The sequence below is a fragment of the Pseudogemmobacter hezensis genome, from assembly GCF_013155295.1.
In the GTDB taxonomy this organism is placed as follows: domain Bacteria; phylum Pseudomonadota; class Alphaproteobacteria; order Rhodobacterales; family Rhodobacteraceae; genus Pseudogemmobacter; species Pseudogemmobacter hezensis.
Genome location: NZ_JABJXT010000007.1, coordinates 60,156 through 80,268, shown reverse-complemented (window position 1 = coordinate 80,268; position 20,113 = coordinate 60,156). Strand labels below are relative to the sequence as shown.

Sequence of the window (20,113 nt, the reverse complement as noted above, 5' to 3'; positions counted from 1 at the left end):
AAAGGAAAACACCACTTATGTGCGCTAAAAACGCTATGGACGAATTCGAAGCCCTTCTTGCTGAAAGCTTCGAAATTGACACCCCCGATGAGGGCACGGTTGTCAAAGGCAAGGTCATCGCTATCGAAGCGGGCCAGGCCATCATCGATGTCGGCTACAAAATGGAAGGCCGCGTCGATCTGAAAGAATTCGCAAATCCAGGCGAAGCCCCTTCGATCAATGTTGGCGACACCGTCGAGGTCTATCTGGACCGCGTCGAGAACGCCCGTGGCGAAGCTGTCATCTCGCGCGAGAAAGCTCGCCGCGAAGAGGCATGGGATCGTCTTGAGAAAGCCTATGCTGACGAGATCCGCGTCGAAGGCGCGATCTTCGGCCGCGTCAAAGGCGGCTTCACGGTTGACCTGGGCGGCGCTGTTGCCTTCCTTCCGGGCAGCCAGGTTGACGTGCGCCCCGTGCGCGACGCTGGCCCGCTGATGGGTATGAAGCAGCCGTTCCAGATCCTGAAAATGGATCGCCGTCGTGGCAATATCGTGGTTTCGCGCCGTGCGATCCTCGAAGAGAGCCGCGCCGAACAGCGCGCAGAAGTCATCGGCAACCTGCACGAAGGTCAGGTTGTGGACGGCGTGGTCAAGAACATCACCGAATATGGTGCCTTCGTTGACCTCGGCGGCGTTGACGGCCTGCTGCACGTCACCGACATGGCATGGCGCCGTGTGAACCACCCGTCGGAGATCCTGTCGATCGGCGAGACCATCAAGGTCCAGGTCATCAAGATCAACAAAGAAACCCACCGTATCAGCCTGGGCATGAAACAGCTGCAGAACGATCCGTGGGATGCTGTTGAAAAAGCATATCCGATCGGTTCGGTCCACAAGGGCCGCGTCACCAATATCACCGATTACGGCGCCTTTGTTGAGCTGGAAGCCGGTGTTGAGGGCCTGGTTCACGTCTCGGAAATGTCCTGGACCAAGAAGAACGTGCACCCCGGCAAGATCGTTTCGACCTCGCAGGAAGTCGAAGTCATGGTGCTGGAAATCGACTCGGCCAAGCGTCGCGTTTCGCTGGGCCTGAAGCAAACCATGCGCAATCCGTGGGAAGTTTTCGCGGAAACCCATCCGGTTGGCTCGACCATCGAAGGCGAAGTCAAGAACATCACCGAATTCGGTCTGTTCATCGGCCTCGACAACGACATCGACGGCATGGTTCACCTCTCCGACCTGTCCTGGGACAAGCGCGGCGAAGAGGCGATCCAGGAATACCGCAAGGGCGACATCGTCCAGGCAGCGGTTTCCGAAGTCGACATCGAGAAAGAGCGTATCTCGCTTTCGGTCAAAGCCCTTGGCGAAGACACCTTCTCTGATGCTGTTGACGGCGTGAAGCGTGGCTCGATCATCACCGTGACGGTGACCGCGATCGAAGAAGGCGGCGTCGAAGTTGACTACAACGGCACCAAGAACTTCATCCGCCGCTCGGACCTGGCACGCGACCGTGGCGATCAGCGCCCCGAGCGTTTCAATGTCGGCGACAAGGTTGATGTGCGCGTGACCAATGTCGACAGCAAGACCCGCAAGCTGGGTCTGTCGATCAAAGCACGTGAGATCGCCGAAGAGCAGGAAGCTGTTCAGCAATACGGTTCGTCCGATTCGGGCGCGTCGCTCGGCGACATCCTCGGCGCAGCCCTCAAAGGCGACCGCTAAGCGGATCCGGCGTCGGGCTTTACCGCCTGATTGCCATATGACAGCATCGAAAGGCCGGGAGCGCATCCCGGCCTTTTCCTTAGGTGGTACCATGCATCCCTTGCGTCAGTTCCTGTTGGAAATCGGTGAGCGCCTGCGCTCGGATGAGATGGCGGCGCGGGTGCAGGGCGACTGGAAGAGGCCAGGATCGCGCCCCATAGTGCGGATCGCCCCCCCCGCCAGCCCTGCCGAAATCACGGAACCTGAAGCCCGAACAGGCCAGACGCTCCCGGAAGAGCTGTGCGAAGTTTTGGGCGAAGTTCTGGGCGAAGTGAGCCGCGAAATTCACATTGAATGATCCTTGCGCAGCCGGAAGCCCTTCAGCTTCCGCAAACGCGCCCCTGTCCTCGCGGTCGACCTGCCAGAGGCGTTTATGCATAAGTGTTACGGCGATGCTCCCGATGGCACCCGCTGCTCACCCTCACAACTGGTTCCCCGTTTCATAAATGGGAAGATGAGCTTTGGCGTCAGTGTCCTCGAGAACGCATTCATCAAGCATGCAGAATTACTTGAAGATCATTCGCCGCTGCCCTTCATGGCGCTCTCAGATGCCGGGTATTTCTACGATATTCACACCTTTCTCAGCCGAGGCTTTCCCGTCTCGGTCTCCCCCTGCGAAGATTGGCTGGCGATAGACCGTCATGCAGGCGCGAACACCATGTTGCAGTTCAGCACCAACGTATTTGACACCGGTGCCACTGAGATCAGCCTCGGTCTCGTGCCGTTCCTCGCAGTTCAGGCCGCCTTGGGACCGACAGAACCTGACCTGGACTCAATAAGAGCATTTTCAACCGGGTATACTCAGATACCTGCGCGCGGAGGATTAAACAGTCCAACCGGCTTCGCGATAGACACCCCCAATAGCATGATCTGGCGCGACTGGTTCTGGGGCGGCCAGCCACCGATGCCCCCCGACAGCCTGATGCAGCGGTGTCGTGGCCCCGTCATCGGCTAAGGGTATGGGCTGAAAATCACAGGCCAATACCCGAAACGATTCGTTTCTCTTATATGGCAAGCCCCTGAAAGGCAGCCTCATCAGGCGGCTTTGCGCCATGTCCTGGCGGCTTGTAGCAGGGTTCCGCATAGGACAGCCCCTCAGCCGGGGCTCAGCACCCGCCAGGCTCTTGTTTTCATTTGCCTCATGCCGGGTTTTATTCTTATATTCCCAGATACTCGTCGTGCCCGCAAAACCGGGCCCGCCACAAGCAGCGTAATGGGAGAGACCGGATGATCCGCTCGGAACTGATCCAGAAGATCGCAGACGAGAACCCGCATCTGACCCAACGCCATGTCGAGCGTATCGTGAACACCGTTTTTGAAGAGGTGATCGAGGCGTTGTCGCGCGGTGATCGGGTTGAGCTGCGCGGCTTTGGCGCCTTCTCGGTCAAAGAACGTGACGCCCGCACCGGGCGCAACCCGCGCACCGGCGAGGCGGTCGAGGTCGAGGACAAACGCGTGCCCTTCTTCAAGACCGGCAAGCTGCTGCGCGACCGCCTGAACGGCCGCTGACAAAGCGCGATAACCCGCCTTTCAGACACTGGCGTTTTCAAACACTGGCGTAATTCACCCTGGATCTGCCTGGCCTGTCGGGCAGTATGCGGCTGCGGGTTGAACCCGGGCAGCGGAAGGGTGATATTCCCCGGCAGGGGCCTGGACATGCCCCGATGATATTCCCGGAAAGGGGCGATGGCCCCGCCCGGACTGAACGGAGTGGCAGATCATGTTGCGTTACCTTCGCCTTATTTTTGTAGCTGTCACAGGACTTGTTCTGCTGACACTGGCGCTGGCCAACCGGGGCACGGTGACGCTGCGCCTTGTGCCAGAGGGGATCGGCAATATGCTGGGCATCGGCCCGGGCTGGTCGCTGCCGCTTTTCGTGGTGATCCTGGGTGCAATCGCGCTTGGCATTCTGGTGGGCTTTGTCTGGGAGTGGCTGCGCGAGATGCGCCTGCGCCAGACCGCAAAGACCCAGACCAAAGCCGTCGCCCGGCTTGAACGCGAACTGGCGGTTCTGAAAGACAGCAATTCGGTGCCGCCAAAGGATGAGGTCCTGGCGATCCTGGCGGCGGATGACGCGAAATGAGCGCCGCAATCCGCGCCAAGATCTGCGGGCTGCGCCACCCGGCCGAGGTCACAGCGGCAGCGGCCGCAGGCGCGGCCTATGTGGGCTTTGTGTTCTTTGGCAAGTCACCCCGCAATGTCACCCCCGAAGAGGCCCGCACAGCCGCGCTGAGCGCACCTGACGGCCTGTGCAAGGTGGGGCTGGTGGTCGATGCCGATGACGCAGCGCTTGATGCAATACTGGCCCAGGTGCCGCTGGATATGCTGCAGCTGCATGGCCATGAAAGCCCCGAGCGCGTGGCCCAGATCCGCCAGCGCTTTGGCCTGCCGGTGATGAAGGCCATCGGCGTCGCGGATGAGGGCGATCTGGCGCCCCTTATGGAATATGCGCTGGTCGCCGATCAGCTGCTGATCGACGCGAAACCGCCCAAAGATGCCGCCCTGCCCGGCGGCAATGGCCTTAGCTTTGACTGGCGGCTGGTGGCGCAGCGGCGGTGGCTGAAGCCCTGGATGCTGGCAGGCGGGCTGACACCCGGCAATGTCGCCGAGGCGATCCGGCTGACCAATGCCCGCCAGGTCGATGTCTCTTCCGGCGTCGAAAGTGCGCCAGGCGTCAAGGATCTGGCAAAGATCACGGCCTTCACGAAAGCCGCCCTCGGGCCCGCGCAGGCCGACCCGGCCATCCCCCGCCTGCGCTGAGCACAGGCCGGGAAAAGCCCCAGGGAAAGGGCCACCAGATACGAAAAAAGCCCCGGAAAACCGGGGCTTTTTTAAATCTTTCAGCGCAGATCAGTGCAGCTTTGCATCAACCTGGGCAATCGCATCGTCAATCGATGCTGCCGCCCATTCTTCGCTGCTGTTCTTCGCCAGCAAATCGCCGGCTGCCGCAACAGCAACTGCCACCGCACGTTCCCGAACCTGACGGACCGCGGTCTGCTCTGCCAGAGCGATTTGCTCTTCGGCAGCCTGCAGACGACGCTCGATCGAGATCTTCAGATCCGCACGCGCCTTGTCGGCGGCTGCACGGGCCTCGTCCTTCGCGGTTGCGATGATGCGCTCAGACTGCTCCAGCACTTCTTTTTGCTTGCGCTCATAAGAAGCGAGGATGGTCTTTGCCTCTTCACGCAGGGCGCGGGCCTCTTCCAGCTCGGCCTTGATGGTGGCCGCACGCTTGTCAAGCAGACGCCCGATCATCCCCGGCACGCCTGCATAAAGCAGGATGCCGACAAAGATCAGGAAGGCGATCAGAACGACGAAATCGGTACTGCCCAGCGAGAAGAACGGGCCCGAAGCCGCCATTGCAGGTGACGCGGTCAGCGCGGCTGCGGCGGAGATGAGAAGTTTTTTCATCGCCTTATCCTTTCAGCCGGGCATTGATCGCAGCGGTCACCGAACGCGCATCAGCCGCACCACCCAAAGCCGAAACCAGCTCTTTCGCGGTGTCTTTTGCGACGGCCTGCACCGCCTCTTCAGCGCCGGCGCGGATCTCGGCGATCTTCGCTTCGGATTCCGTCACACGTGCCGTGATTTCCGCATCTGCTTTGGCCGTTGCCTGATCCAGGTCTTTCTGGATGTCGGCTTTTGCCGCTGCGATGATCTTCGCAGCCTCGGTGCGGGCGGTGGCCAGCGCCTCATTATAGGCTTTCTCAGCCTCAAGCGCCTTGAGCTTCAGCTCTTCGGCGGCGGCGAGATCATTGGTGATCGTTCCCTTGCGCTCTGCCAGAACCGCACCGATGCGCGGCAAGGCAATACGCGAGAGGATCACGAACAACACCACCAGCGCGACTGCCAGCCAGAACACCTGATTGGGCATCCAGTCTGTGCAGAGCTGCGGCATGCCCTTGGCGCCGCCTGCGTCATAAAGGCACTCCTGGTGCCAGTTAACGCCGTGGGTTTCCGTTGCCATAATGCTCTCCGTCGATCTCTTCTGAACAGGAAGGGCGCCAGCCGTTGCCGACCCGCGCCGCTTCCCACTTATCCGTCAGAAGCAGATCAGACTGCGAACATCAGCAGCAGAGCGATCAGGAACGAGAAGATCCCGAGAGCTTCTGCGAAAGCGATGCCGACGAAGAGGTTTGCGGTCTGCGATTGTGCAGCCGACGGGTTGCGCAGAGCGCCTTCGAGGAACTTGCCAACGATGTTACCCACACCGAGACCAGCGCCAGCCAGACCGAATGCTGCAAGGCCTGCACCGATGTATTTGCCGAATTCTGCGAGTTCGCCGCCCATGTGATATACTCCTGTAAGCTGGGAATGGCTGAGATTTAGACCCGGACCTTAGTGATGGGCGTCGCCCACCGCGTCTTTCAGATAGACGCAGGTCAGGATGGTGAAGACATAGGCCTGAACAAAGGCCACGAGCACCTCAAGCGCATAGATGCCAACGGCACCTGCGATCGCGAGCGGCGAGATGATCGCCATCGAGGCAAAGCCCGCGAAAACCTTCAGAACGGCGTGACCTGCCAGCAGGTTGCCTGCAAGACGGATCGAATGCGAAACCGGGCGCATGATGTAAGAGATGATCTCGATCACCGCGAGGATCGGGCGCAGCGCCAGCGGTGCCGACGAAACCCAGAACATCGAGAAGAAGCCAAGACCCTTACGTGCCACACCGATCAGCGTCACCCCAAGGAAAACCAGCATTGCCAGCGACGCAGTCACGGCAACATGCGAGGTGGTGGTGAAGCTCATGGGCAGAAGGCCCAGCAGGTTCGACAGCAGGATAAAGAGGAACAGCGTCATGACATAGGGGAAGTATTTCACCCCGTCATGGCCTGCGACTTCCTCAACCATATTGTGGATGAAGCCGTAGAAGACCTCGGCGATCGACTGCATGCGGGTCGGGATGATGCCGCGATGGCGGGTTGCCAGCACGAAAAGCGCGAAGATCGCAATGATCGCCACACCCATCCACAGCGTCACATTGGTCGGCGTGTACCAGTTGACCGGACCATCGCCGAACAGCGGCTTCACGACGAACTGATCCATCGGATGGATCGCAAAACCGCTTGCGCCTTCAGCCGTTGTGCTCTCTGCCGCCACGTTCACTTTCCTTCATCCGGGGCGACCTGTGCCGCCTGACTGTCTCTTGCGGCCGCCGCCGCGCGTTTCTCTGCGTCTTCGCGCGCCGTGCCCATCATCGTGCGGACACCAGCCACAAAGCCGAGCAGCGAGAGGATCACCAGAAAGATGGGCAGCGTGCCGAACAAATGATCCAGCCCGTAACCGATCCCCGTCCCGACCATGATGCCGGTTGAAAGCTCGATCACCATCCTCCAGGCAAGCTCGCCATGCGAGATTCCCTTTGCCACCGAGGTTCGCTGCGGCTTCGCCTTGCCCTTCAGATCTTCCAGTCGCTGTTCCAGCGCTCTCAGCCTGCCAGGATCGGGTTCAGACGCCATTTCGCCCCCATGACACTTCGTTGCCTTCTATGCGGCACCGCCCAATGAGTCAACCTTACGTGAACAGCCCGCCACCCAGGGCAACCGATTGTTTTCAATATGTAATCGAAATTAGCACGCGCCGCCGCATCCGCATCCGGCGCAAAAACGGGCCATTCCGGGCCCGGGGCGACATTCAACAAATCGGTTGACTATGCGGGATTGCGCGGCCCGCGTTGGCGGGTGATATTGCATCATGTCCCAGCCCGCCCCTCCTGCAACCTCGCCCTCTGCGCTGCCCAATGATCCGGCGCTGGATCTAACCTTCGCCGCGCTTGCCGATCCGACGCGCCGCGCGATCCTTGCAATGCTGCTTGAGGACGATATGGCGGTCACCGATGTGGCCGAGCCGTTTTCGATCAGCCTCGCGGCAATATCAAAGCATCTGGCGGTGTTGGCCGAGGCCAGGCTGATCACCCGCGAGCGTCGCGGCCGGGTCGTATGGTGCAAGCTGGATCCCGGCGCCCTGCGCGCGGCCTCGGTGTGGATGCAGGCCTTTGGTCAGTATGAGCCGGTGGATCTAGACCAGTTCGAGCGCTTCCTGGAACAGGAGTTCGCATCTGAAACAGATGGATCCCGGCTCGTTCATACTGACAAATGACGAAGCCAGAACCTGATGCCGGCGCGGTGACTGGCTTCTGCGAGAAGCCAGCGTCTGTTGTCATCACAGCCATGTCCTTGTGCCGCTGTGGAAACACACCAGGCCGGCGAGAGAGGTGCCTCGGTTTATCTGAACAGGTTCCGGGCGTTTTCTAAGTGGTTTTCCGCCTCGTTCAGGCCGCTGCCGCTTCGGGCATCGACTGGTTGAAGTTGGCTTGGTCGAAAGTGTTCCCGTCAAGCGACGAATGCGGGCGGCGGCTGTTGTAGAAGCTCAGGTAATGCCCGAACTGCAGCGGCGACAGGACCTCGACCGCCTTCACCTCGACAAATGTGGTGACCTGCCCCCCCCCGGAAGTTCCCTCGCCGTGATCTAGAGTCTGCCCAACCTGAAAAGGAGCAGACGACATGAGGAAAAGCCGTTTCACCGAAGCTCACATCATCGGGATGCTCAAAGAGCAGGCGGCAGGTTTACCGACCTCCGAGTTGTGCCGCAAGCACGGGTTGAGCCCTGCGACTTTCCACAAGCTGAAGGCCAGGTATGGCGGGATGGACCTGTCCGACGCCAAACGGCTGAAGCAGCTTGAGGACGAGAACGCAACGCTTAAGCGCCTGCTGCCCGACGCGATGGTCGACAATGTGCTGCTTAAGGATCTGCTGGGAAAGCCCTGACGACGCCGATGCAACGGCGGGACGCAGTGCTGCGGGCGATAAAGGTGGAGCCGGTAAATGCCTCCGGTTCAAATGAACCGGCGACGTGCGACCTCTCAGCGTCGGGCCTGCGTCCTGATCGGTGTCGATCCGAAGACGGTGCGGCGTGAGAGGCCGCCCGACAACCCGGAAATCCGTGAGGAAATGCACAGGATCGCCGAGAAGCGTCGCCGCTTCGGGTATCGGCGCGTGGGCACGCAGAGCATTCTCTTCGCGGATCAGCACCTGCACGAAACGCATAACATCTGCAATCGTGGGAGACTTTGTGTCGAGGCCGAACTTGTCCCAGGCCTGCGTCATCAGCACTTGCACGCGATCGTTGATGCGCGCCACCCAGTTACCCCTGAGATGATGCAGAGGGATAACTGCATCGAGCGGGTCCTCTACAGGATGAAGATTGTCGTAAATCGCCATGTATCGAACGAGAATTCGACCTTTTAACAGTGCCCAGATGTTCTTACTTTTCCCGCCGCGGGGTGCGTTCAGGTGTATCTTTTGCCCAAAAAGTGCTTGGGCGATAGCTACAATGGATTTCCGATTTCCAGGTTGAGCGATCAGATTCGCGCCGCCGAAACGCTGCGCAGATCGCCCATTGCTCCGTCGGCGCAACCGCGCCAAATTCAACCGCCGACTCTGGTGTCAGCTGGATGAGCATCGGGGGGCACAGCAATGGTCTGCAGCGGGTCGCGATATCTCAGGGAGCGCCCCGCTGCAGACCCGCGATATCGTCGCGTGGTTAGTGGGGCCGGTCCCCGCCGGTTTCGATCCACTGTGTCAGTGCCGAGGCGTAATATCTTATACTGCCACCGCATTTCACGAACTCTGGGCCGGTCCCTTTGTACCTGTAGGCCTCAAGGGTGTGGACTGAGGTTCCAAGGTGTTCTGCTGCTTGTCTGGTCGTCAGCAGGAGATCTGCAACTTTTGCGGCGGTCAAGCTCGCGATGATGGAATAGAGCTCATCGACAATGACTTTGCGGATGACCTCTTCGAACCGGATCATGTCGCTCTCGCGCAAACCGCCCTGATAATTCTTGAACGAATTCAAGTTTTGCCTAGAAATATGGCGTGTGCATGTGCATCGCGCCAGATGGACCTGAGGAAGCCCTCAGATCGTCAGAGGTTGCCTGACAAGAGGTTCGGATCGCGGAATTCACGCAACTCCGAACCGGGTAACCATATACCGTTTAACAAATATTCATACGAAACCCGACAGGAGGCAAAATCGCGGGCTTACGATAAAGTTAGTCCGTGGGAGCCGCACCGCAAGTGGGACTGCGAAATTTGACCTCTGGCGAAGCGCAATGTTCCGCCAGAGGCATTATCGTTACGGCATCATACCGTTCTGGCGGAAAAGACGACCATCCACGTAGACAGCGGGCGTTACAAGGGCGCCTGAAAGGAATTCCTCTACCTCAGTGTCGGTCATCGCATCGATGGCTTCTTCGCACAGATCTGCCAAATCGCTGACGAGAACCCCATCAGGCTGCATGTCACAGACGATGGTAAGCCGCCGCAGTTTCACCTCAAGCTGCCCGCGCTGGTTTTGAGAAATTTGCATCTGATCACTCTTTCCTGGATCAAACGGGCAATGCCCGGTGTGGATGGCTGACAAGAGAGTGGATGGGCTGTTGGGTGCGGCTGACGTTGCGTCAGAAAGTGGCGTACCGCTGCCGAAAGCTTCGTTGGATACGGTGCTTTGCAGGCGAATTTCACACCGTCCGAGTGTTTCTCCGCAACCATATGAAACAAAACAATAAAATGAATACCGTCGTCTGAACCTTGTTTCCGAGAGCCGCGCACAAATCTCGGAGTTCTCCCTTAAGATGCTGATCTTACGTGGAAAAAATGGCGATCCCGGGAGGACTCGAACCCCCGACCAGCCGCTTAGAAGGCGGCTGCTCTATCCAGCTGAGCTACGGGACCGCGTTTTGCGGCTTTTCGATTTGACGTCGGATCCGGGCCGCAATCCGGTCTTCGTTTTGGTGCATACCCTGTAACGCCCTGCCAGGAAAAGCGTTTTTTTAAGCTGAGCACCCGGGCTTTGTTGAACTGGCCGGTTTGCTGACGGATTCACGTTTTCGAGTCAGCGGGTTAGATTGGGCCATGAGCAAGCCTGCCCCCTTTGCCGCAGGACGAACTGCTCCAGCTATAGCCGTTATTTGAAACACCAGGGCTATCTGATGCTCTGGTTTGACCCGAAGTGGTCGTGGTTCCCGGCCCCGAACGGCGATGCCCGTTGCAATCCAGCCAGAAAAGGGCTTCCTCTTTTGCTTCGACCTTGCCAATAGACATGCTGGAATAGTCCTGAAAGAGAGCCACTGCCATGGCGCATATTATCGTTGTTGGAAATGAAAAAGGCGGCTCGGGGAAGTCCACCACCTGCATGCATGTCGCAACGGCTCTGGCGCGAACCGGGCACCGGGTGGGCGCATTGGATCTGGACCTGCGTCAGCGCACCTTTGGCCGCTATGTCGAGAACCGCCGCGCCTGGCTGGCCAAGGCCGGGATCGACCTGCCCTCGCCCGATTACCGCGAAATGCCCGAGGCCGACCCCGGCACGCTGGTCGACGGCGAGAACCCCTTTGACCAGCGCCTGACCATGGCTGTCTCAGCGCTGGATCCAATCAAGGATTTCATCGTGATCGATTGCCCCGGCAGCCATACCCGGCTGAGCCAGGTGGCGCATTCGCTGGCCGATACGCTGATCACGCCGCTGAATGACTCATTTGTGGATTTCGACCTTCTCGCCCGGATTGATCCCGAAAGCGGCAAAGTCAAAGGCCCGTCGATCTATGCCGAGATGGTCTGGGGCGCCCGCCAGCTGCGGGCCCAGGCAGGGCTGAAGCCCATCGACTGGATCGTGCTCAGAAACCGTCTGGGCGCGCAGGCCATGCATAACAAGAAGAAGGTCGGTGCCGCGCTGGAGGATCTGTCGCGGCGCATCGGTTTTCGCGTTGCCCCCGGCTTTTCCGAGCGCGTCATCTTCCGCGAGCTGTTCCCGCGTGGGCTGACGCTGCTGGATCTGAAAGACACCGGGGTCGAGCAGCTGAACCTGTCGAACGTTGCCGCCCGCCAGGAGCTGCGCGACCTGATCAACGCGCTCAGACTTCCTGGTGTGCAGGCTGCGTTCTGAACAGAACAGCGCGCGAGACTGACACCTGGCGCACGGCATCCAGTTTCTTCAGACGGGCGTCGAACACGTCGTCGGTCTCGGGCTGAACCTCACGCTTTGCGGTGAGGTTGTAAAAGAATTCCAATGCCTTGCCCATGATCCGTTTCCTTCTCTGCACATGCCGCGCGCCTGATCACATCTGGCAGCGGGCCGCTTCGTTTTTCTGAGGCCAGGATCGCTCTGAACCGGGGCAGGTTTGTGGCAGAGCGCGGTTGAAACATGGGCCATGCGGATCACCTGCGCGACAGACTGTTTCTCTTACGTGGCGAATCATCCCCGCCCAGGCCAATGCAACCCGGCGCAAACGATGCGGCCGCGATCATCAGCCAGGCCTCAGGCAATAAAAAAAGGCGCATCCGAAGATGCGCCTTTTCTGAACTCTGCGGGCGTGGTTTCAGAAACCAAGGCCTGCATATTTGTTTTTGAACTTCGACACGCGGCCGCCGGTGTCCATCAGCTTGGCCGACTGGCCGGTCCAGGCCGGGTGCGCCAGCGGGTCGATGTCGAGCGCCAGCGTGTCGCCCTCTTTGCCCCAGGTCGAACGGGTCTGGTAGGTCGAGCCATCGGTCATTTTCACTTCGATGAAGTGATATTCGGGGTGAATGCCCTCTTTCATCTCGGCTCTCCTTATTCCGATTTGGCTTTATAGGTGCTGTCTTCGGCGATACGGGCCGATTTACCGCGACGGGCGCGCAGGTAATACAGCTTGGCGCGACGGACTTTACCGCGGCGAACCACTTCGATCGAGTCGACATTGGTCGAATAGAGCGGGAACACGCGCTCGACGCCTTCGCCGAAGGAAATCTTGCGGACGGTGAACGAGGCTGCAAGCGTCGCGCCGCCTTTGCGGGCGATGCAAACGCCTTCATAGGCCTGCACGCGCGAACGGCTGCCTTCGGTCACTTTGTAGCCGACGCGAATGGTGTCGCCAGCTTTGAAATCAGGGATCTTCTTGTCGAGGGCAGCAATTTGCTCTGCCTCGATCTGAGCGATCAGGTTCATCGCATTTCTCCGTTTGCCTGTGGTTTAACTCCACAGAGGTGATCCTTGCCGAGCGCTCATGGTCTTCTTCCGGGTCCCTGCACCGCATTGCTGCGACAAGCCCGCCTGAGTTCGGTTCGGTTGGCTTTGCCTTTCGGCAGACCGCCCCCCGTATCCGCTGCCGCCGAAGAAAGCGGTTAGATCAGACATAGGGAATCGGGTCCGGCTGGCTTTCGCCCCCAGACCCGCTGGCTATATGCTGGCGGCTGCAATCGGTCAAGCGCCGCAGCAGGCCCTGCCCCCTCTCAGCGATCCTCACGCTGCAAAAAGGTCTGCCAGAGATCGGGGCGGCGGGCTTCGGTAATCTTTTCCGATTCCGCACGCCGCCAGCGGGCGATTTCGCGGTGATTGCCTGAACTCAGCACGGCAGGGATTTCACGCCCCTCCCAGATCGCGGGGCGGGTATATTGCGGATGCTCCAGCAGACCATCCGAGAAACTTTCCTCGACCGCAGATTCAGCATTGCCCAGCACGCCGGGCCGCAGGCGCAAAACCGCGTCCAGAACCGCCTGGGCCGCGATCTCGCCCCCGGTCATGACGAAATCGCCCAGGCTGATCTCTTCGATCTGCCAATGGTCCAGCAGGCGCTGATCGACCCCTTCGAACCGCCCGCAAAGCATGGTGACCCCTGCCCCCGCCGCCAGCCGCCGCGCGGTCGCCTGATCAAATGGCCGCCCGCGCGGCGAAAGATAGACCACCGGCCACTCGGCCCGCCCGGCGCTGACGCCTTCCATCGCGGCGCTCAGGGCGCGGTCTGTCACATCGGCGCGCAGCACCATGCCGGCCCCGCCGCCCGCCGGTGTGTCATCGACATTGCGATGCCTGCCCTCGCCGTAGTTGCGCAGGTCATAGGTGTTCAGCCGCCACAGCCCCTGATCCAGGGCTTTTCCGGTCAGAGACAGCCCAAGCGTGCCCGGAAAGGCATCCGGGAACAGGGTCACGATCCTGGCCTCGAAAGAATTGCGCAGCACGCGCGGCTCTTCCATCAGGTCGCGCGGCTTCAGCGCGACCTGCATTTTAAGCCTGCCATGGCTGCGGCTGGCCGCAGGCTCTGCAACTGTCGGGGACTGGGGCTCTGGCCGGGGATCATCATTCATGATTGCGATTTAGCGCCAAACCCGCCCTGGTGAAAGAGGACAAAGCGGGCCCCTTTCAGAACCCGCCTGCAAAGAGACAGCGGATAGAGCGCCGTTTCAGCGGCCCAGCCCCTGCGCGCCCTGCCCCTGCGCGGCCTGACCAGCATCGCGGCCAGTATCCCGGCCAGTATCATGCACCCTATGCCGAGGTCGTTTTCGCAGCGAAGCCGCGTGGCCCCGATGCCGCCCCTGATGCGGGGCGGGTGGCCGCATTTTTCTGCGCCGCGTTGGGCGGTTCCGGGACCAGTTTCGCCAGCTCTGCCGCCAGATCCGCCAATGCCAGTGCCGCCGTCCCGCCTGCGCTGTTTGCGGCCAGATCTGTCACCACGGCGCGGGGCGGGAAGTAATGCGCGGCCGAGGGCTGCTTTTGCAGCAGGGCACGGCCCCGCAGCGCCAGCAGCGCCAGCAGATCATCCGAGGTGCCTGCCGCGGCAAAAGCGGTGCGGATCTCTCCGGGGACCGCGAATTGTGATTGCGGCAGCGGATCGGTCGACTTCAGGATGACCGCGCGGCGCAGCGCGACATGTTCATTCGCGGGGCTGGTATCAAGGCTGGCCGCCAGCACGGCAAGGCGCGACCAGATATCGCCGGTGTCAAGATAATGGTCCAGCGCATCCAGCATTTGCCCGGCATCAGCCCGGCCGCGCTCTGACAGGGCAAACAGCTCTGACATCGCCAGCTGGGCCGAGACCGCAGGCCGCGCCTCGCCGCTTTGGGCGGCTGCCCACAGATCCTGATCAATCGTCTCATCGTTTTCCAGCGCCAGCTCCGGGCTCCAGACCAGGCGCATCAGCGGCAGCGCCAGCAGGGAAAGGCAAAGCGGCAGCGTCGGGTGGAAAATCGGCAGGTAGCCAAGAACGCCACCCAGCCCACGCCCGACCCCGAACAGCACCGCCACAAACAGCGTCTGCGACACCAGCAGCGTCAGCGTCAGCAGCAAGGCATCCGGCTTCAGCCATTCAGCGCCGCTTTGCGGCCATCTGTGCGGGCGCAACAGAACCAGCCAGAGCATGAAGATCGCAATGAAAGGCGGCAGAAGCGCGGGGCCGAACCCGGCCAGGCCCGCCAGCAAAGGCCCCATGTAAAGCTGAACCGTAGCCCCCTGAAGCAGACTTTTGCGATGGTTCACGACCCGCATCCCCTTAAGCCCGGCGCAAACATCCTGTCAGCACCCGTTTAACATATGGACGAGGCCTCAGCCCCGCCGCCATCCGCGCTGATCCCAGGAATGCCAAGGCTTGCCCTGCGACCGCTGCCCACCACAAACAACCGGCAGACGGTGCAGCCAGAAGAGAGGCCAGCCATGGCAAAATAATGGCGCATCGGTGGCGCGGGCCAGAAATCGCCGTTTCTTGCGCGGGTTGGCGCCTGGCGATTGCGGCAACATAGCGATAGAGGAAGCATTCTCTCTGTTCTGGCACCAATCGCCTGCAGTCCGGCCCGAAAGGGCAATACGGCTTGTGGTTGTCCGCCAGCTGTTTCCGCGGAAAGAACAATGTTCCCGCAAATCAACAAGGAACCCGCCCTGCAATCCTCAGCATGGGGCGGGCGCGGGCGCGCAAAAGCCCCGCCCTGACATATCGACACAGATCATGATCTATAAGCCGCCGGGCCCTGGAGCGCCCAGACTTGGACCGCCCCGGCCTGCATCGCCCCGAAAAGGCCCGACAGGGCCCTTCGCAAAGGTCAGTCCAGCCCCTCGGGCAGGTCAACGATCAGCAGACCCGCCGCCAGATCCACGGTCGGCACGGTTGCGCGGGTGAAGGGCAGCAAAAGCGGCGAGGCTTTGCCGGTCAGCCGGATCTCGATCAGATCGCCAGCACCGTGGTTGTGCACCGCAATCACCGTGCCCAGCCCCGTGCCACCCGGGTCACGCACCGCAAGGCCGATCAGATCGGCATAATAGAATTCATCATCGGGCAGCCTGGGCAACCGCTCACGGGCCACATAAAGTTCTGTCCCGCGCAGCGCATCGGCTGCGTCTTTATCCGTCACGCCAGAGAGGCGGGCCCCGATGCCACCGGCCACCGGGCGCGTCAGCGTCACCGCAAAGCTGCGGCTGCCGTCTTTCGTGGTCAGCGGGCCGTAAGCGGCAATATCCGTTGGCTCGGCGCAAAAGCTTTTAAGCCGCACCTCTCCGCGAACGCCAAAGGCCCCCGCGACAGAGCCGACACAGACCCGATCTTCCGACATATCCCGCTCCGTTCGCTGGTTCAGGCGCGGCTGTCGGGGGCAGACATTACCCGCCCCCGACAGCGCAGTTCAGATCACTCTTCAGCAGCAGCCGGAGCTTCCGAACGGGCAGCTTTCTTCGCGGCGCGCTCGGTCATTGCTTTGCCCGGAACAGCCGATTTCGGGTTCGAGCGGACTTTCTTCTCTTTCAGGCCAGCGGCTTCCAGGAAGCGCTGCACGCGGTCGGTTGCCTGTGCGCCCTGGCCCAGCCAGTATTGGATGCGCTCGACGTTCAGAACCACGCGGGTTTCATTGTCTTTGGCCAGCAGCGGGTTGTAGGTGCCCAGCTTCTCGATGAAACGGCCGTCGCGCGGCATGCGCGAGTCGGATGCAACGATTGCGTAGAACGGGCGCTTTTTCGAGCCGCCACGGGCGAGACGGATTTTCATAGCCATGGTTTTTCTCCTTCAGATGGCTTGGACGCGGGCGCGGGGCCCGCTTATTTCTGCAGTTTCTCGTGATGCCTGATGACTTCGGAAATGATGAAGGTCAGGAATTTCTTGGCGAATGCCGGGTCGAGTTTGGCCTCTTCGGCCAGACGCTCCAGGCGTTCGATCTGACGCGCCTCGCGGGCGGGGTCGGATGGGGGAAGGTCGTGCTCGGCTTTCAGCCGGCCAACCGATTGGGTGTGCTTGAACCTCTCGGCCAGCGTATAGACAAGGATCGCGTCCAGCCGGTCGATCGACTCGCGGTGTTCTTTCAGCAGTTCGGCGGCGCGGGCGGTGGGATCGGTCATTTCTTCTCTCCCCTGGCGGGCTGCGGGTGGCGCCAGATCGTCATCGGCTTGCCAAAAATCTCATCGTCGCGCTCTGGGGTCGCGTCAAGGCGACGGGCCAGCGCAATCGAACGGTGATTGTCACGCGCGATCATGCTGATCGCCGTGGTCCAGCCCAATGCGCCAAAGGCATGGTCGCGGACGGCAAAGGCCGCCTCGGTGGCATAGCCGAACCCCTCATGCGCGGCGTCCCAGAGGTTCCAGGCCAGCTCTGGCTCGGGCCAGGCGGGCGGGCTGAGGTGCCCGGCCAGGCCGATGGTTTCCCCCGTATCCGTAAGGGTGACCGCAAAAAGCCCGTGACCGCGCAAAGCCCAATGGCCGATCACCATCGAAAAGGTCTCAAAGGCGCCTGCCGCATTGGTCGGGCCGCCGGTGAAGGCCGCGCGGGGGCTGGTCATATAGGCGGTGAAGGCCGGCAGATCGCGGGCCTGCGGCGCCCGCAGCGTCAGGCGCAGAGTGGTCAGAACCGGGGTGCCTGTCAGCGCGATCATGCGGCAGCCTCCGCCTTCAGCGGGAAATGCCACAGAACCGCATCTGCCAGATGCGGCGATGGCGCGGTGCTTTCGACGCCGCCGATCTTCCGCGCAACCGCCTTTGACGCGTGGTTGTCGCGGTGGATCGAGGTGACGGCCCCGGCAAAACGCCCATCCGCCGCCATCCAGTCATGGACCAGCCGCGCCGCCTCGGATGCGATGCCGCGCCCCTCAGCCTCGGCGCTCCAGAGCGACCAGGTCAGATCGACCGGCGCATCCATATCGAAATGCAGCGGCCCGGCATGGCCCAGCGGCGCACCGCTGGCGCGATCGGTGATGGTAAAGCGGCCATAGCCGCGCAGATGCCACTGGCCGATCATGCTGGCGAATTTCTCAGCCGCCTGGGCCGGGGTCTTTGCAGCGCCGACATAGCGCGTCCGCGCGGATCCCGCGAAAGCGGTGAAGGCAGCAAGGTCGCCCGCCTCGGGCGCGCGCAGGATCAGCCGATCCGAGGTCAGGGTCACAAAGCTCATGCTGCGGCCCCCAGGTCACGGCGCATCCGCGAGGATTCGCCCCAGGTGGAGAGCCAGATCACCAGATTGACGCTGTGACGCACCAGCGCCTGAAAACCACGGCTGGCCCAGGTGTCACGGGTCTTTTCAGCGCGGGCCAGATCAAGATGGCCCTCTTCCTCGGCACGGATGCTGTCAATCAGATCATGCAGCGCGCGATCACGGTCTTTCAGAAAATCCAGCTGATCGGTCAGATGGTGGTGCACGGTATCCTCGACCGCCTCTGTGCAGGCCCAGATCAGGTTCGGCCCCAGCAGGGTAGAGGCCGCGCCCAGAAGCCAGCCGCCCATGCTCCACAGATACATCGCGCGGCAGGGCCGCCCGCCACGCTCGCGCAGCGCGGTGTAAAAGAGGTCGCAATGCTCAACCTCATGCGCCTTCAGCACTGCCAGCTTTGCGCCCAGTGCCGGCCAGATATGGCGGCAAATCGCAATCTGCGCACCATAGATCCGGATCGCGCCGTATTCACCGGCGTGATTGACCCTGGCGATGCGGATCGCTGAGAGGCGCTCGGCAGGCGTCATTTCTTGCGCATCATCCCCGAAAGGCCCGCAGGCAGCGTCACGCCGCGCGGCATGCCAGGCATCTGGCCTCCCAGCCCGGGCAATCCGCCCATCCCACCTGCGCCCATGCCACCTGCGCCCTGCTGCATGCCCTTGGCCATTTCAGCCAGTTGCTCTGGCGACATTTTCGAGGGGTCGGGCATAGCGCCGCCTTTGCCCATGAACTGGCGGATGAGGTTTTTCATCATCCCGCCTTTGCCCATCTTCTTCATCATATCGGCCATCTGCTTGTGCTGTTTCAGCAGACGGTTCAGCTCTGCCACTTCCAGCCCCGCCCCGGCGGCGATCCGCTTTTTGCGGCTGGCCTGCAGCATATCGGGATTGGCGCGTTCGCGTTTGGTCATCGAATTGATCAGCGCGATCTGACGCTTCAGCATGGAATCGTTCAGCCCGGCCTCGGCCGCCGCCGTCTGATGTTTGGACATGCCCGGAAGCATCCCCATCAGCCCCTGCATGCCGCCCATTTTCAGCATCTGATCCAGTTGCATCTTCAGGTCGTTCATATTGAACAGACCTTTTGAGAAGCGCTTGGCCATCCGCTCGGCCTGTTCGGCCTCAAAGGTTTCCTGCGCGCGTTCAACCAGGGCAACGATGTCACCCATGCCAAGGATGCGGCCCGCGACGCGCTCGGCGTCAAAGACCTCGATGGCGTCCATCTTCTCGCCAAGGCCGACAAAGCGGATCGGCTTGCCAGTGACAGCCCGCATCGAAAGCGCCGCACCGCCGCGCCCGTCACCATCCATCCGCGTCAGCACGACGCCGGAAATGCCGACCTTGCCATCAAATTCCGAGGCGACATTGACCGCGTCCTGGCCGGTCAGACCATCGACCACCAGCAGAACCTCGCGCGGCTGCGCGATGTCGCGGACGGCCTGGACCTCATCCATCAGCACTTCGTCGATATGCAGACGGCCTGCGGTATCGAGGAACAGCACATCATAGCCGCCAAGGCTGGCCTGAGTTTTGGCGCGTTTGGCGATCTGCACCGCGCTTTCGCCTTTGACGATCGGCAGGCTGTCGACGCCGATCTGACCCGCCAGAATCGCCAGCTGCTCCATCGCGGCGGGGCGCTGCGTGTCCAAAGACGCCAGCAGCACGCGCTTGCCGTTGCGGTCTTTCAGACGCTTGGCCAGCTTGGCGGTGGTGGTGGTTTTGCCCGAGCCCTGCAGACCGACCATCAGGATCGTCGCGGGCGAATTGTCGATCTTCAGCGCATCCGCCGGGCCTTCACCCTGCAGCGTGCGCACCAGCTCGTCATGGACGAACTTAACAACCATCTGACCGGGGGTGATCGATTTCGTCACCGCCGAGCCGGTCGCCTTTTCCTGCACCCGTTTGATGAAATCGCGCGCGACCGGCAGCGAGACATCGGCCTCAAGCAGCGCGACCCGCACCTCACGCATCGCCGAGATAACATCGGCCTCGGTCAGAGCACCCTGTTTCGTCAGGCGATCAAAGACGCCACCAAGGCGTTCTGAAAGGCTTTCAAACATGCGCGGTCTCCTCGCGTGGGCAGGTTTGCCCCCTGGATATGGGGCGGCGGCAGGTCGGGACAATGCGGTTTCGCACCCGTGGGCGCAAACGCGCTGACGGATGGCGATCCC

At 61.4% G+C, this 20,113-nt stretch carries 28 protein-coding genes, 1 tRNA gene and 1 pseudogene; 9 read left to right on the top strand and 21 right to left on the bottom strand.

All coding sequences use genetic code 11. The features are described 5' to 3' along the window. The first annotated feature begins 17 nt into the window (after window positions 1–17). The 6 genes from rpsA (at window position 18) to HOY34_RS09640 (ending at window position 4,496) form a co-directional block, all read left to right on the top strand. Window positions 18–1,697 carry a 30S ribosomal protein S1 gene (rpsA, locus tag HOY34_RS09665; RefSeq protein ID WP_172362202.1) on the top strand — a complete coding sequence of 560 codons (1,680 nt, stop codon included), beginning with the start codon at window positions 18–20 and terminating at the stop codon, window positions 1,695–1,697. A 37-nt stretch (window positions 1,698–1,734) separates the two neighbouring features. Continuing rightward, window positions 1,735–2,034, top strand: coding sequence for a hypothetical protein (locus HOY34_RS09660; RefSeq protein WP_172362200.1), 300 nt, complete (start codon window positions 1,735–1,737; stop codon window positions 2,032–2,034). Window positions 2,035–2,190: 156 nt separating this feature from the next. Next, window positions 2,191–2,691 carry a hypothetical protein gene (locus HOY34_RS09655; protein ID WP_172362198.1) on the top strand — a complete coding sequence of 167 codons (501 nt, stop codon included), beginning with the start codon at window positions 2,191–2,193 and terminating at the stop codon, window positions 2,689–2,691. A 272-nt stretch (window positions 2,692–2,963) separates the two neighbouring features. Continuing rightward, the gene (gene ihfB / locus HOY34_RS09650; RefSeq protein WP_172362196.1) at window positions 2,964–3,245 is read left to right on the top strand and encodes an integration host factor subunit beta; all 282 of its coding nucleotides are present in this window, start codon (window positions 2,964–2,966) and stop codon (window positions 3,243–3,245) included. Window positions 3,246–3,456: 211 nt separating this feature from the next. After that, window positions 3,457–3,819 carry a lipopolysaccharide assembly protein LapA domain-containing protein gene (locus tag HOY34_RS09645; protein WP_172362194.1) on the top strand — a complete coding sequence of 121 codons (363 nt, stop codon included), beginning with the start codon at window positions 3,457–3,459 and terminating at the stop codon, window positions 3,817–3,819. Then, the gene (locus tag HOY34_RS09640; protein ID WP_172362192.1) at window positions 3,816–4,496 is read left to right on the top strand and encodes a phosphoribosylanthranilate isomerase; all 681 of its coding nucleotides are present in this window, start codon (window positions 3,816–3,818) and stop codon (window positions 4,494–4,496) included. The genes HOY34_RS09645 and HOY34_RS09640 overlap by 4 nt, the downstream gene beginning before the upstream one ends. Window positions 4,497–4,586: 90 nt before the next feature. Here the strand turns inward: HOY34_RS09640 and HOY34_RS09635 are convergent, their stop codons facing one another. From HOY34_RS09635 to HOY34_RS09615, 5 genes are all read right to left on the bottom strand, one after another. After that, window positions 4,587–5,147, bottom strand: a complete 561-nt coding sequence (locus HOY34_RS09635; RefSeq protein WP_172362190.1) for a F0F1 ATP synthase subunit B — start codon at window positions 5,145–5,147, stop codon at window positions 4,587–4,589. Window positions 5,148–5,151: 4 nt separating this feature from the next. Beyond that, the gene (locus HOY34_RS09630) at window positions 5,152–5,703 is read right to left on the bottom strand and encodes a F0F1 ATP synthase subunit B' (protein ID WP_172362188.1); all 552 of its coding nucleotides are present in this window, start codon (window positions 5,701–5,703) and stop codon (window positions 5,152–5,154) included. An 86-nt stretch (window positions 5,704–5,789) separates the two neighbouring features. Further along, window positions 5,790–6,026: a F0F1 ATP synthase subunit C gene (locus HOY34_RS09625; RefSeq protein WP_172362186.1), complete on the bottom strand. Its 237-nt coding sequence runs from the start codon at window positions 6,024–6,026 to the stop codon at window positions 5,790–5,792. A gap of 48 nt (window positions 6,027–6,074) precedes the next feature. After that, window positions 6,075–6,785, bottom strand: a complete 711-nt coding sequence (locus HOY34_RS09620; RefSeq protein ID WP_172362438.1) for a F0F1 ATP synthase subunit A — start codon at window positions 6,783–6,785, stop codon at window positions 6,075–6,077. A gap of 56 nt (window positions 6,786–6,841) precedes the next feature. Further along, on the bottom strand, window positions 6,842–7,198 hold the full coding sequence (locus HOY34_RS09615) for an AtpZ/AtpI family protein (protein WP_172362184.1): 357 nt from the start codon (window positions 7,196–7,198) through the stop codon (window positions 6,842–6,844). Window positions 7,199–7,433: 235 nt separating this feature from the next. Between HOY34_RS09615 and HOY34_RS09610 the strand changes: the two genes are divergently transcribed. Further along, entirely contained in the window at window positions 7,434–7,838 is a 405-nt protein-coding gene (locus HOY34_RS09610) for an ArsR/SmtB family transcription factor (RefSeq protein WP_172362182.1), read from the top strand. Window positions 7,839–8,010: 172 nt separating this feature from the next. Here HOY34_RS09610 and HOY34_RS09605 read toward each other — a convergent pair whose 3' ends face one another. After that, a complete protein-coding gene (locus tag HOY34_RS09605) occupies window positions 8,011–8,244 on the bottom strand; it encodes a hypothetical protein (protein WP_172362070.1) in 234 nt (77 codons plus the stop codon). Here HOY34_RS09605 and HOY34_RS09600 point away from each other — a divergent pair. Continuing rightward, window positions 8,243–8,740, top strand: a pseudogene (locus HOY34_RS09600) (transposase); the annotation flags it as partial. The gene HOY34_RS09605 and the pseudogene HOY34_RS09600 sit on opposite strands and share 2 nt — an antisense overlap. Window positions 8,741–9,281: 541 nt before the next feature. Here the strand turns inward: HOY34_RS09600 and HOY34_RS09595 are convergent. The 3 genes from HOY34_RS09595 to HOY34_RS09585 form a co-directional block, all read right to left on the bottom strand. After that, the gene (locus HOY34_RS09595; protein WP_172362180.1) at window positions 9,282–9,545 is read right to left on the bottom strand and encodes a helix-turn-helix domain-containing protein; all 264 of its coding nucleotides are present in this window, start codon (window positions 9,543–9,545) and stop codon (window positions 9,282–9,284) included. Window positions 9,546–9,869: 324 nt separating this feature from the next. Next, window positions 9,870–10,103, bottom strand: a complete 234-nt coding sequence (locus tag HOY34_RS09590) for a hypothetical protein (protein WP_172362178.1) — start codon at window positions 10,101–10,103, stop codon at window positions 9,870–9,872. Between the two features lie 288 nt (window positions 10,104–10,391). Beyond that, window positions 10,392–10,468, bottom strand: a tRNA-Arg gene (locus HOY34_RS09585). Window positions 10,469–10,868: 400 nt separating this feature from the next. Here HOY34_RS09585 and HOY34_RS09580 point away from each other — a divergent pair. After that, a complete protein-coding gene (locus tag HOY34_RS09580) occupies window positions 10,869–11,678 on the top strand; it encodes a division plane positioning ATPase MipZ (RefSeq protein WP_172362176.1) in 810 nt (269 codons plus the stop codon). Here HOY34_RS09580 and HOY34_RS09575 read toward each other — a convergent pair. The 12 genes from HOY34_RS09575 to ffh form a co-directional block, all read right to left on the bottom strand. After that, window positions 11,647–11,814 carry a hypothetical protein gene (locus tag HOY34_RS09575; protein WP_172362174.1) on the bottom strand — a complete coding sequence of 56 codons (168 nt, stop codon included), beginning with the start codon at window positions 11,812–11,814 and terminating at the stop codon, window positions 11,647–11,649. The genes HOY34_RS09580 and HOY34_RS09575 overlap by 32 nt on opposite strands. A 297-nt stretch (window positions 11,815–12,111) precedes the next feature. Further along, on the bottom strand, window positions 12,112–12,333 hold the full coding sequence (rpmE, locus tag HOY34_RS09570; protein WP_172362172.1) for a 50S ribosomal protein L31: 222 nt from the start codon (window positions 12,331–12,333) through the stop codon (window positions 12,112–12,114). Between the two features lie 11 nt (window positions 12,334–12,344). Continuing rightward, a complete protein-coding gene (gene rplS, locus HOY34_RS09565; protein ID WP_172362170.1) occupies window positions 12,345–12,719 on the bottom strand; it encodes a 50S ribosomal protein L19 in 375 nt (124 codons plus the stop codon). A gap of 284 nt (window positions 12,720–13,003) precedes the next feature. Further along, a complete protein-coding gene (trmD, locus tag HOY34_RS09560) occupies window positions 13,004–13,855 on the bottom strand; it encodes a tRNA (guanosine(37)-N1)-methyltransferase TrmD (RefSeq protein WP_172362168.1) in 852 nt (283 codons plus the stop codon). A 178-nt stretch (window positions 13,856–14,033) separates the two neighbouring features. Then, window positions 14,034–15,023 (bottom strand): hypothetical protein, encoded by a 990-nt coding sequence (locus tag HOY34_RS09555; RefSeq protein ID WP_172362166.1) that lies wholly within the window; start codon window positions 15,021–15,023, stop codon window positions 14,034–14,036. Window positions 15,024–15,580: 557 nt separating this feature from the next. Further along, window positions 15,581–16,087: a ribosome maturation factor RimM gene (gene rimM / locus HOY34_RS09550; protein WP_172362163.1), complete on the bottom strand. Its 507-nt coding sequence runs from the start codon at window positions 16,085–16,087 to the stop codon at window positions 15,581–15,583. A gap of 74 nt (window positions 16,088–16,161) precedes the next feature. Then, window positions 16,162–16,521, bottom strand: a complete 360-nt coding sequence (rpsP, locus tag HOY34_RS09545; RefSeq protein WP_172362161.1) for a 30S ribosomal protein S16 — start codon at window positions 16,519–16,521, stop codon at window positions 16,162–16,164. Window positions 16,522–16,565: 44 nt separating this feature from the next. Next, window positions 16,566–16,862 carry a chorismate mutase gene (locus tag HOY34_RS09540; RefSeq protein WP_172362159.1) on the bottom strand — a complete coding sequence of 99 codons (297 nt, stop codon included), beginning with the start codon at window positions 16,860–16,862 and terminating at the stop codon, window positions 16,566–16,568. Then, window positions 16,859–17,392, bottom strand: a complete 534-nt coding sequence (locus HOY34_RS09535) for a GNAT family N-acetyltransferase (RefSeq protein ID WP_172362157.1) — start codon at window positions 17,390–17,392, stop codon at window positions 16,859–16,861. The genes HOY34_RS09540 and HOY34_RS09535 overlap by 4 nt, the downstream gene beginning before the upstream one ends. Next, a complete protein-coding gene (locus HOY34_RS09530; RefSeq protein ID WP_172362155.1) occupies window positions 17,389–17,907 on the bottom strand; it encodes a GNAT family N-acetyltransferase in 519 nt (172 codons plus the stop codon). The genes HOY34_RS09535 and HOY34_RS09530 overlap by 4 nt, the downstream gene beginning before the upstream one ends. Continuing rightward, window positions 17,904–18,470: a demethoxyubiquinone hydroxylase family protein gene (locus HOY34_RS09525; RefSeq protein ID WP_172362153.1), complete on the bottom strand. Its 567-nt coding sequence runs from the start codon at window positions 18,468–18,470 to the stop codon at window positions 17,904–17,906. Before HOY34_RS09525 ends, HOY34_RS09530 begins: the two co-directional genes overlap by 4 nt. Next, window positions 18,467–20,002, bottom strand: a complete 1,536-nt coding sequence (gene ffh / locus HOY34_RS09520; protein WP_172362152.1) for a signal recognition particle protein — start codon at window positions 20,000–20,002, stop codon at window positions 18,467–18,469. The genes HOY34_RS09525 and ffh overlap by 4 nt, the downstream gene beginning before the upstream one ends. Window positions 20,003–20,113: the final 111 nt, after the last annotated feature.

Excerpts from the sequence above, each read along its gene's own strand:
- rpsA (WP_172362202.1), top strand. The coding sequence starts at position 18 with ATGTGCGCTAAAAACGCTATGGACGAATTCGAAGCCCTTCTTGCTGAA.
- HOY34_RS09660 (WP_172362200.1), top strand. The coding sequence starts at position 1,735 with ATGACAGCATCGAAAGGCCGGGAGCGCATCCCGGCCTTTTCCTTAGGT.
- HOY34_RS09655 (WP_172362198.1), top strand. The coding sequence starts at position 2,191 with ATGAGCTTTGGCGTCAGTGTCCTCGAGAACGCATTCATCAAGCATGCA.
- ihfB (WP_172362196.1), top strand. The coding sequence starts at position 2,964 with ATGATCCGCTCGGAACTGATCCAGAAGATCGCAGACGAGAACCCGCAT.
- HOY34_RS09645 (WP_172362194.1), top strand. The coding sequence starts at position 3,457 with ATGTTGCGTTACCTTCGCCTTATTTTTGTAGCTGTCACAGGACTTGTT.
- HOY34_RS09640 (WP_172362192.1), top strand. The coding sequence starts at position 3,816 with ATGAGCGCCGCAATCCGCGCCAAGATCTGCGGGCTGCGCCACCCGGCC.
- HOY34_RS09635 (WP_172362190.1), bottom strand. The coding sequence starts at position 5,147 with ATGAAAAAACTTCTCATCTCCGCCGCAGCCGCGCTGACCGCGTCACCT.
- HOY34_RS09630 (WP_172362188.1), bottom strand. The coding sequence starts at position 5,703 with ATGGCAACGGAAACCCACGGCGTTAACTGGCACCAGGAGTGCCTTTAT.
- HOY34_RS09625 (WP_172362186.1), bottom strand. The coding sequence starts at position 6,026 with ATGGGCGGCGAACTCGCAGAATTCGGCAAATACATCGGTGCAGGCCTT.
- HOY34_RS09620 (WP_172362438.1), bottom strand. The coding sequence starts at position 6,785 with ATGGATCAGTTCGTCGTGAAGCCGCTGTTCGGCGATGGTCCGGTCAAC.
- HOY34_RS09615 (WP_172362184.1), bottom strand. The coding sequence starts at position 7,198 with ATGGCGTCTGAACCCGATCCTGGCAGGCTGAGAGCGCTGGAACAGCGA.
- HOY34_RS09610 (WP_172362182.1), top strand. The coding sequence starts at position 7,434 with ATGTCCCAGCCCGCCCCTCCTGCAACCTCGCCCTCTGCGCTGCCCAAT.
- HOY34_RS09605 (WP_172362070.1), bottom strand. The coding sequence starts at position 8,244 with ATGTCGTCTGCTCCTTTTCAGGTTGGGCAGACTCTAGATCACGGCGAG.
- HOY34_RS09595 (WP_172362180.1), bottom strand. The coding sequence starts at position 9,545 with ATGATCCGGTTCGAAGAGGTCATCCGCAAAGTCATTGTCGATGAGCTC.
- HOY34_RS09590 (WP_172362178.1), bottom strand. The coding sequence starts at position 10,103 with ATGCAAATTTCTCAAAACCAGCGCGGGCAGCTTGAGGTGAAACTGCGG.
- HOY34_RS09580 (WP_172362176.1), top strand. The coding sequence starts at position 10,869 with ATGGCGCATATTATCGTTGTTGGAAATGAAAAAGGCGGCTCGGGGAAG.
- HOY34_RS09575 (WP_172362174.1), bottom strand. The coding sequence starts at position 11,814 with ATGGGCAAGGCATTGGAATTCTTTTACAACCTCACCGCAAAGCGTGAG.
- rpmE (WP_172362172.1), bottom strand. The coding sequence starts at position 12,333 with ATGAAAGAGGGCATTCACCCCGAATATCACTTCATCGAAGTGAAAATG.
- rplS (WP_172362170.1), bottom strand. The coding sequence starts at position 12,719 with ATGAACCTGATCGCTCAGATCGAGGCAGAGCAAATTGCTGCCCTCGAC.
- trmD (WP_172362168.1), bottom strand. The coding sequence starts at position 13,855 with ATGAATGATGATCCCCGGCCAGAGCCCCAGTCCCCGACAGTTGCAGAG.
- rimM (WP_172362163.1), bottom strand. The coding sequence starts at position 16,087 with ATGTCGGAAGATCGGGTCTGTGTCGGCTCTGTCGCGGGGGCCTTTGGC.
- rpsP (WP_172362161.1), bottom strand. The coding sequence starts at position 16,521 with ATGGCTATGAAAATCCGTCTCGCCCGTGGCGGCTCGAAAAAGCGCCCG.
- HOY34_RS09540 (WP_172362159.1), bottom strand. The coding sequence starts at position 16,862 with ATGACCGATCCCACCGCCCGCGCCGCCGAACTGCTGAAAGAACACCGC.
- HOY34_RS09535 (WP_172362157.1), bottom strand. The coding sequence starts at position 17,392 with ATGATCGCGCTGACAGGCACCCCGGTTCTGACCACTCTGCGCCTGACG.
- HOY34_RS09530 (WP_172362155.1), bottom strand. The coding sequence starts at position 17,907 with ATGAGCTTTGTGACCCTGACCTCGGATCGGCTGATCCTGCGCGCGCCC.
- HOY34_RS09525 (WP_172362153.1), bottom strand. The coding sequence starts at position 18,470 with ATGACGCCTGCCGAGCGCCTCTCAGCGATCCGCATCGCCAGGGTCAAT.
- ffh (WP_172362152.1), bottom strand. The coding sequence starts at position 20,002 with ATGTTTGAAAGCCTTTCAGAACGCCTTGGTGGCGTCTTTGATCGCCTG.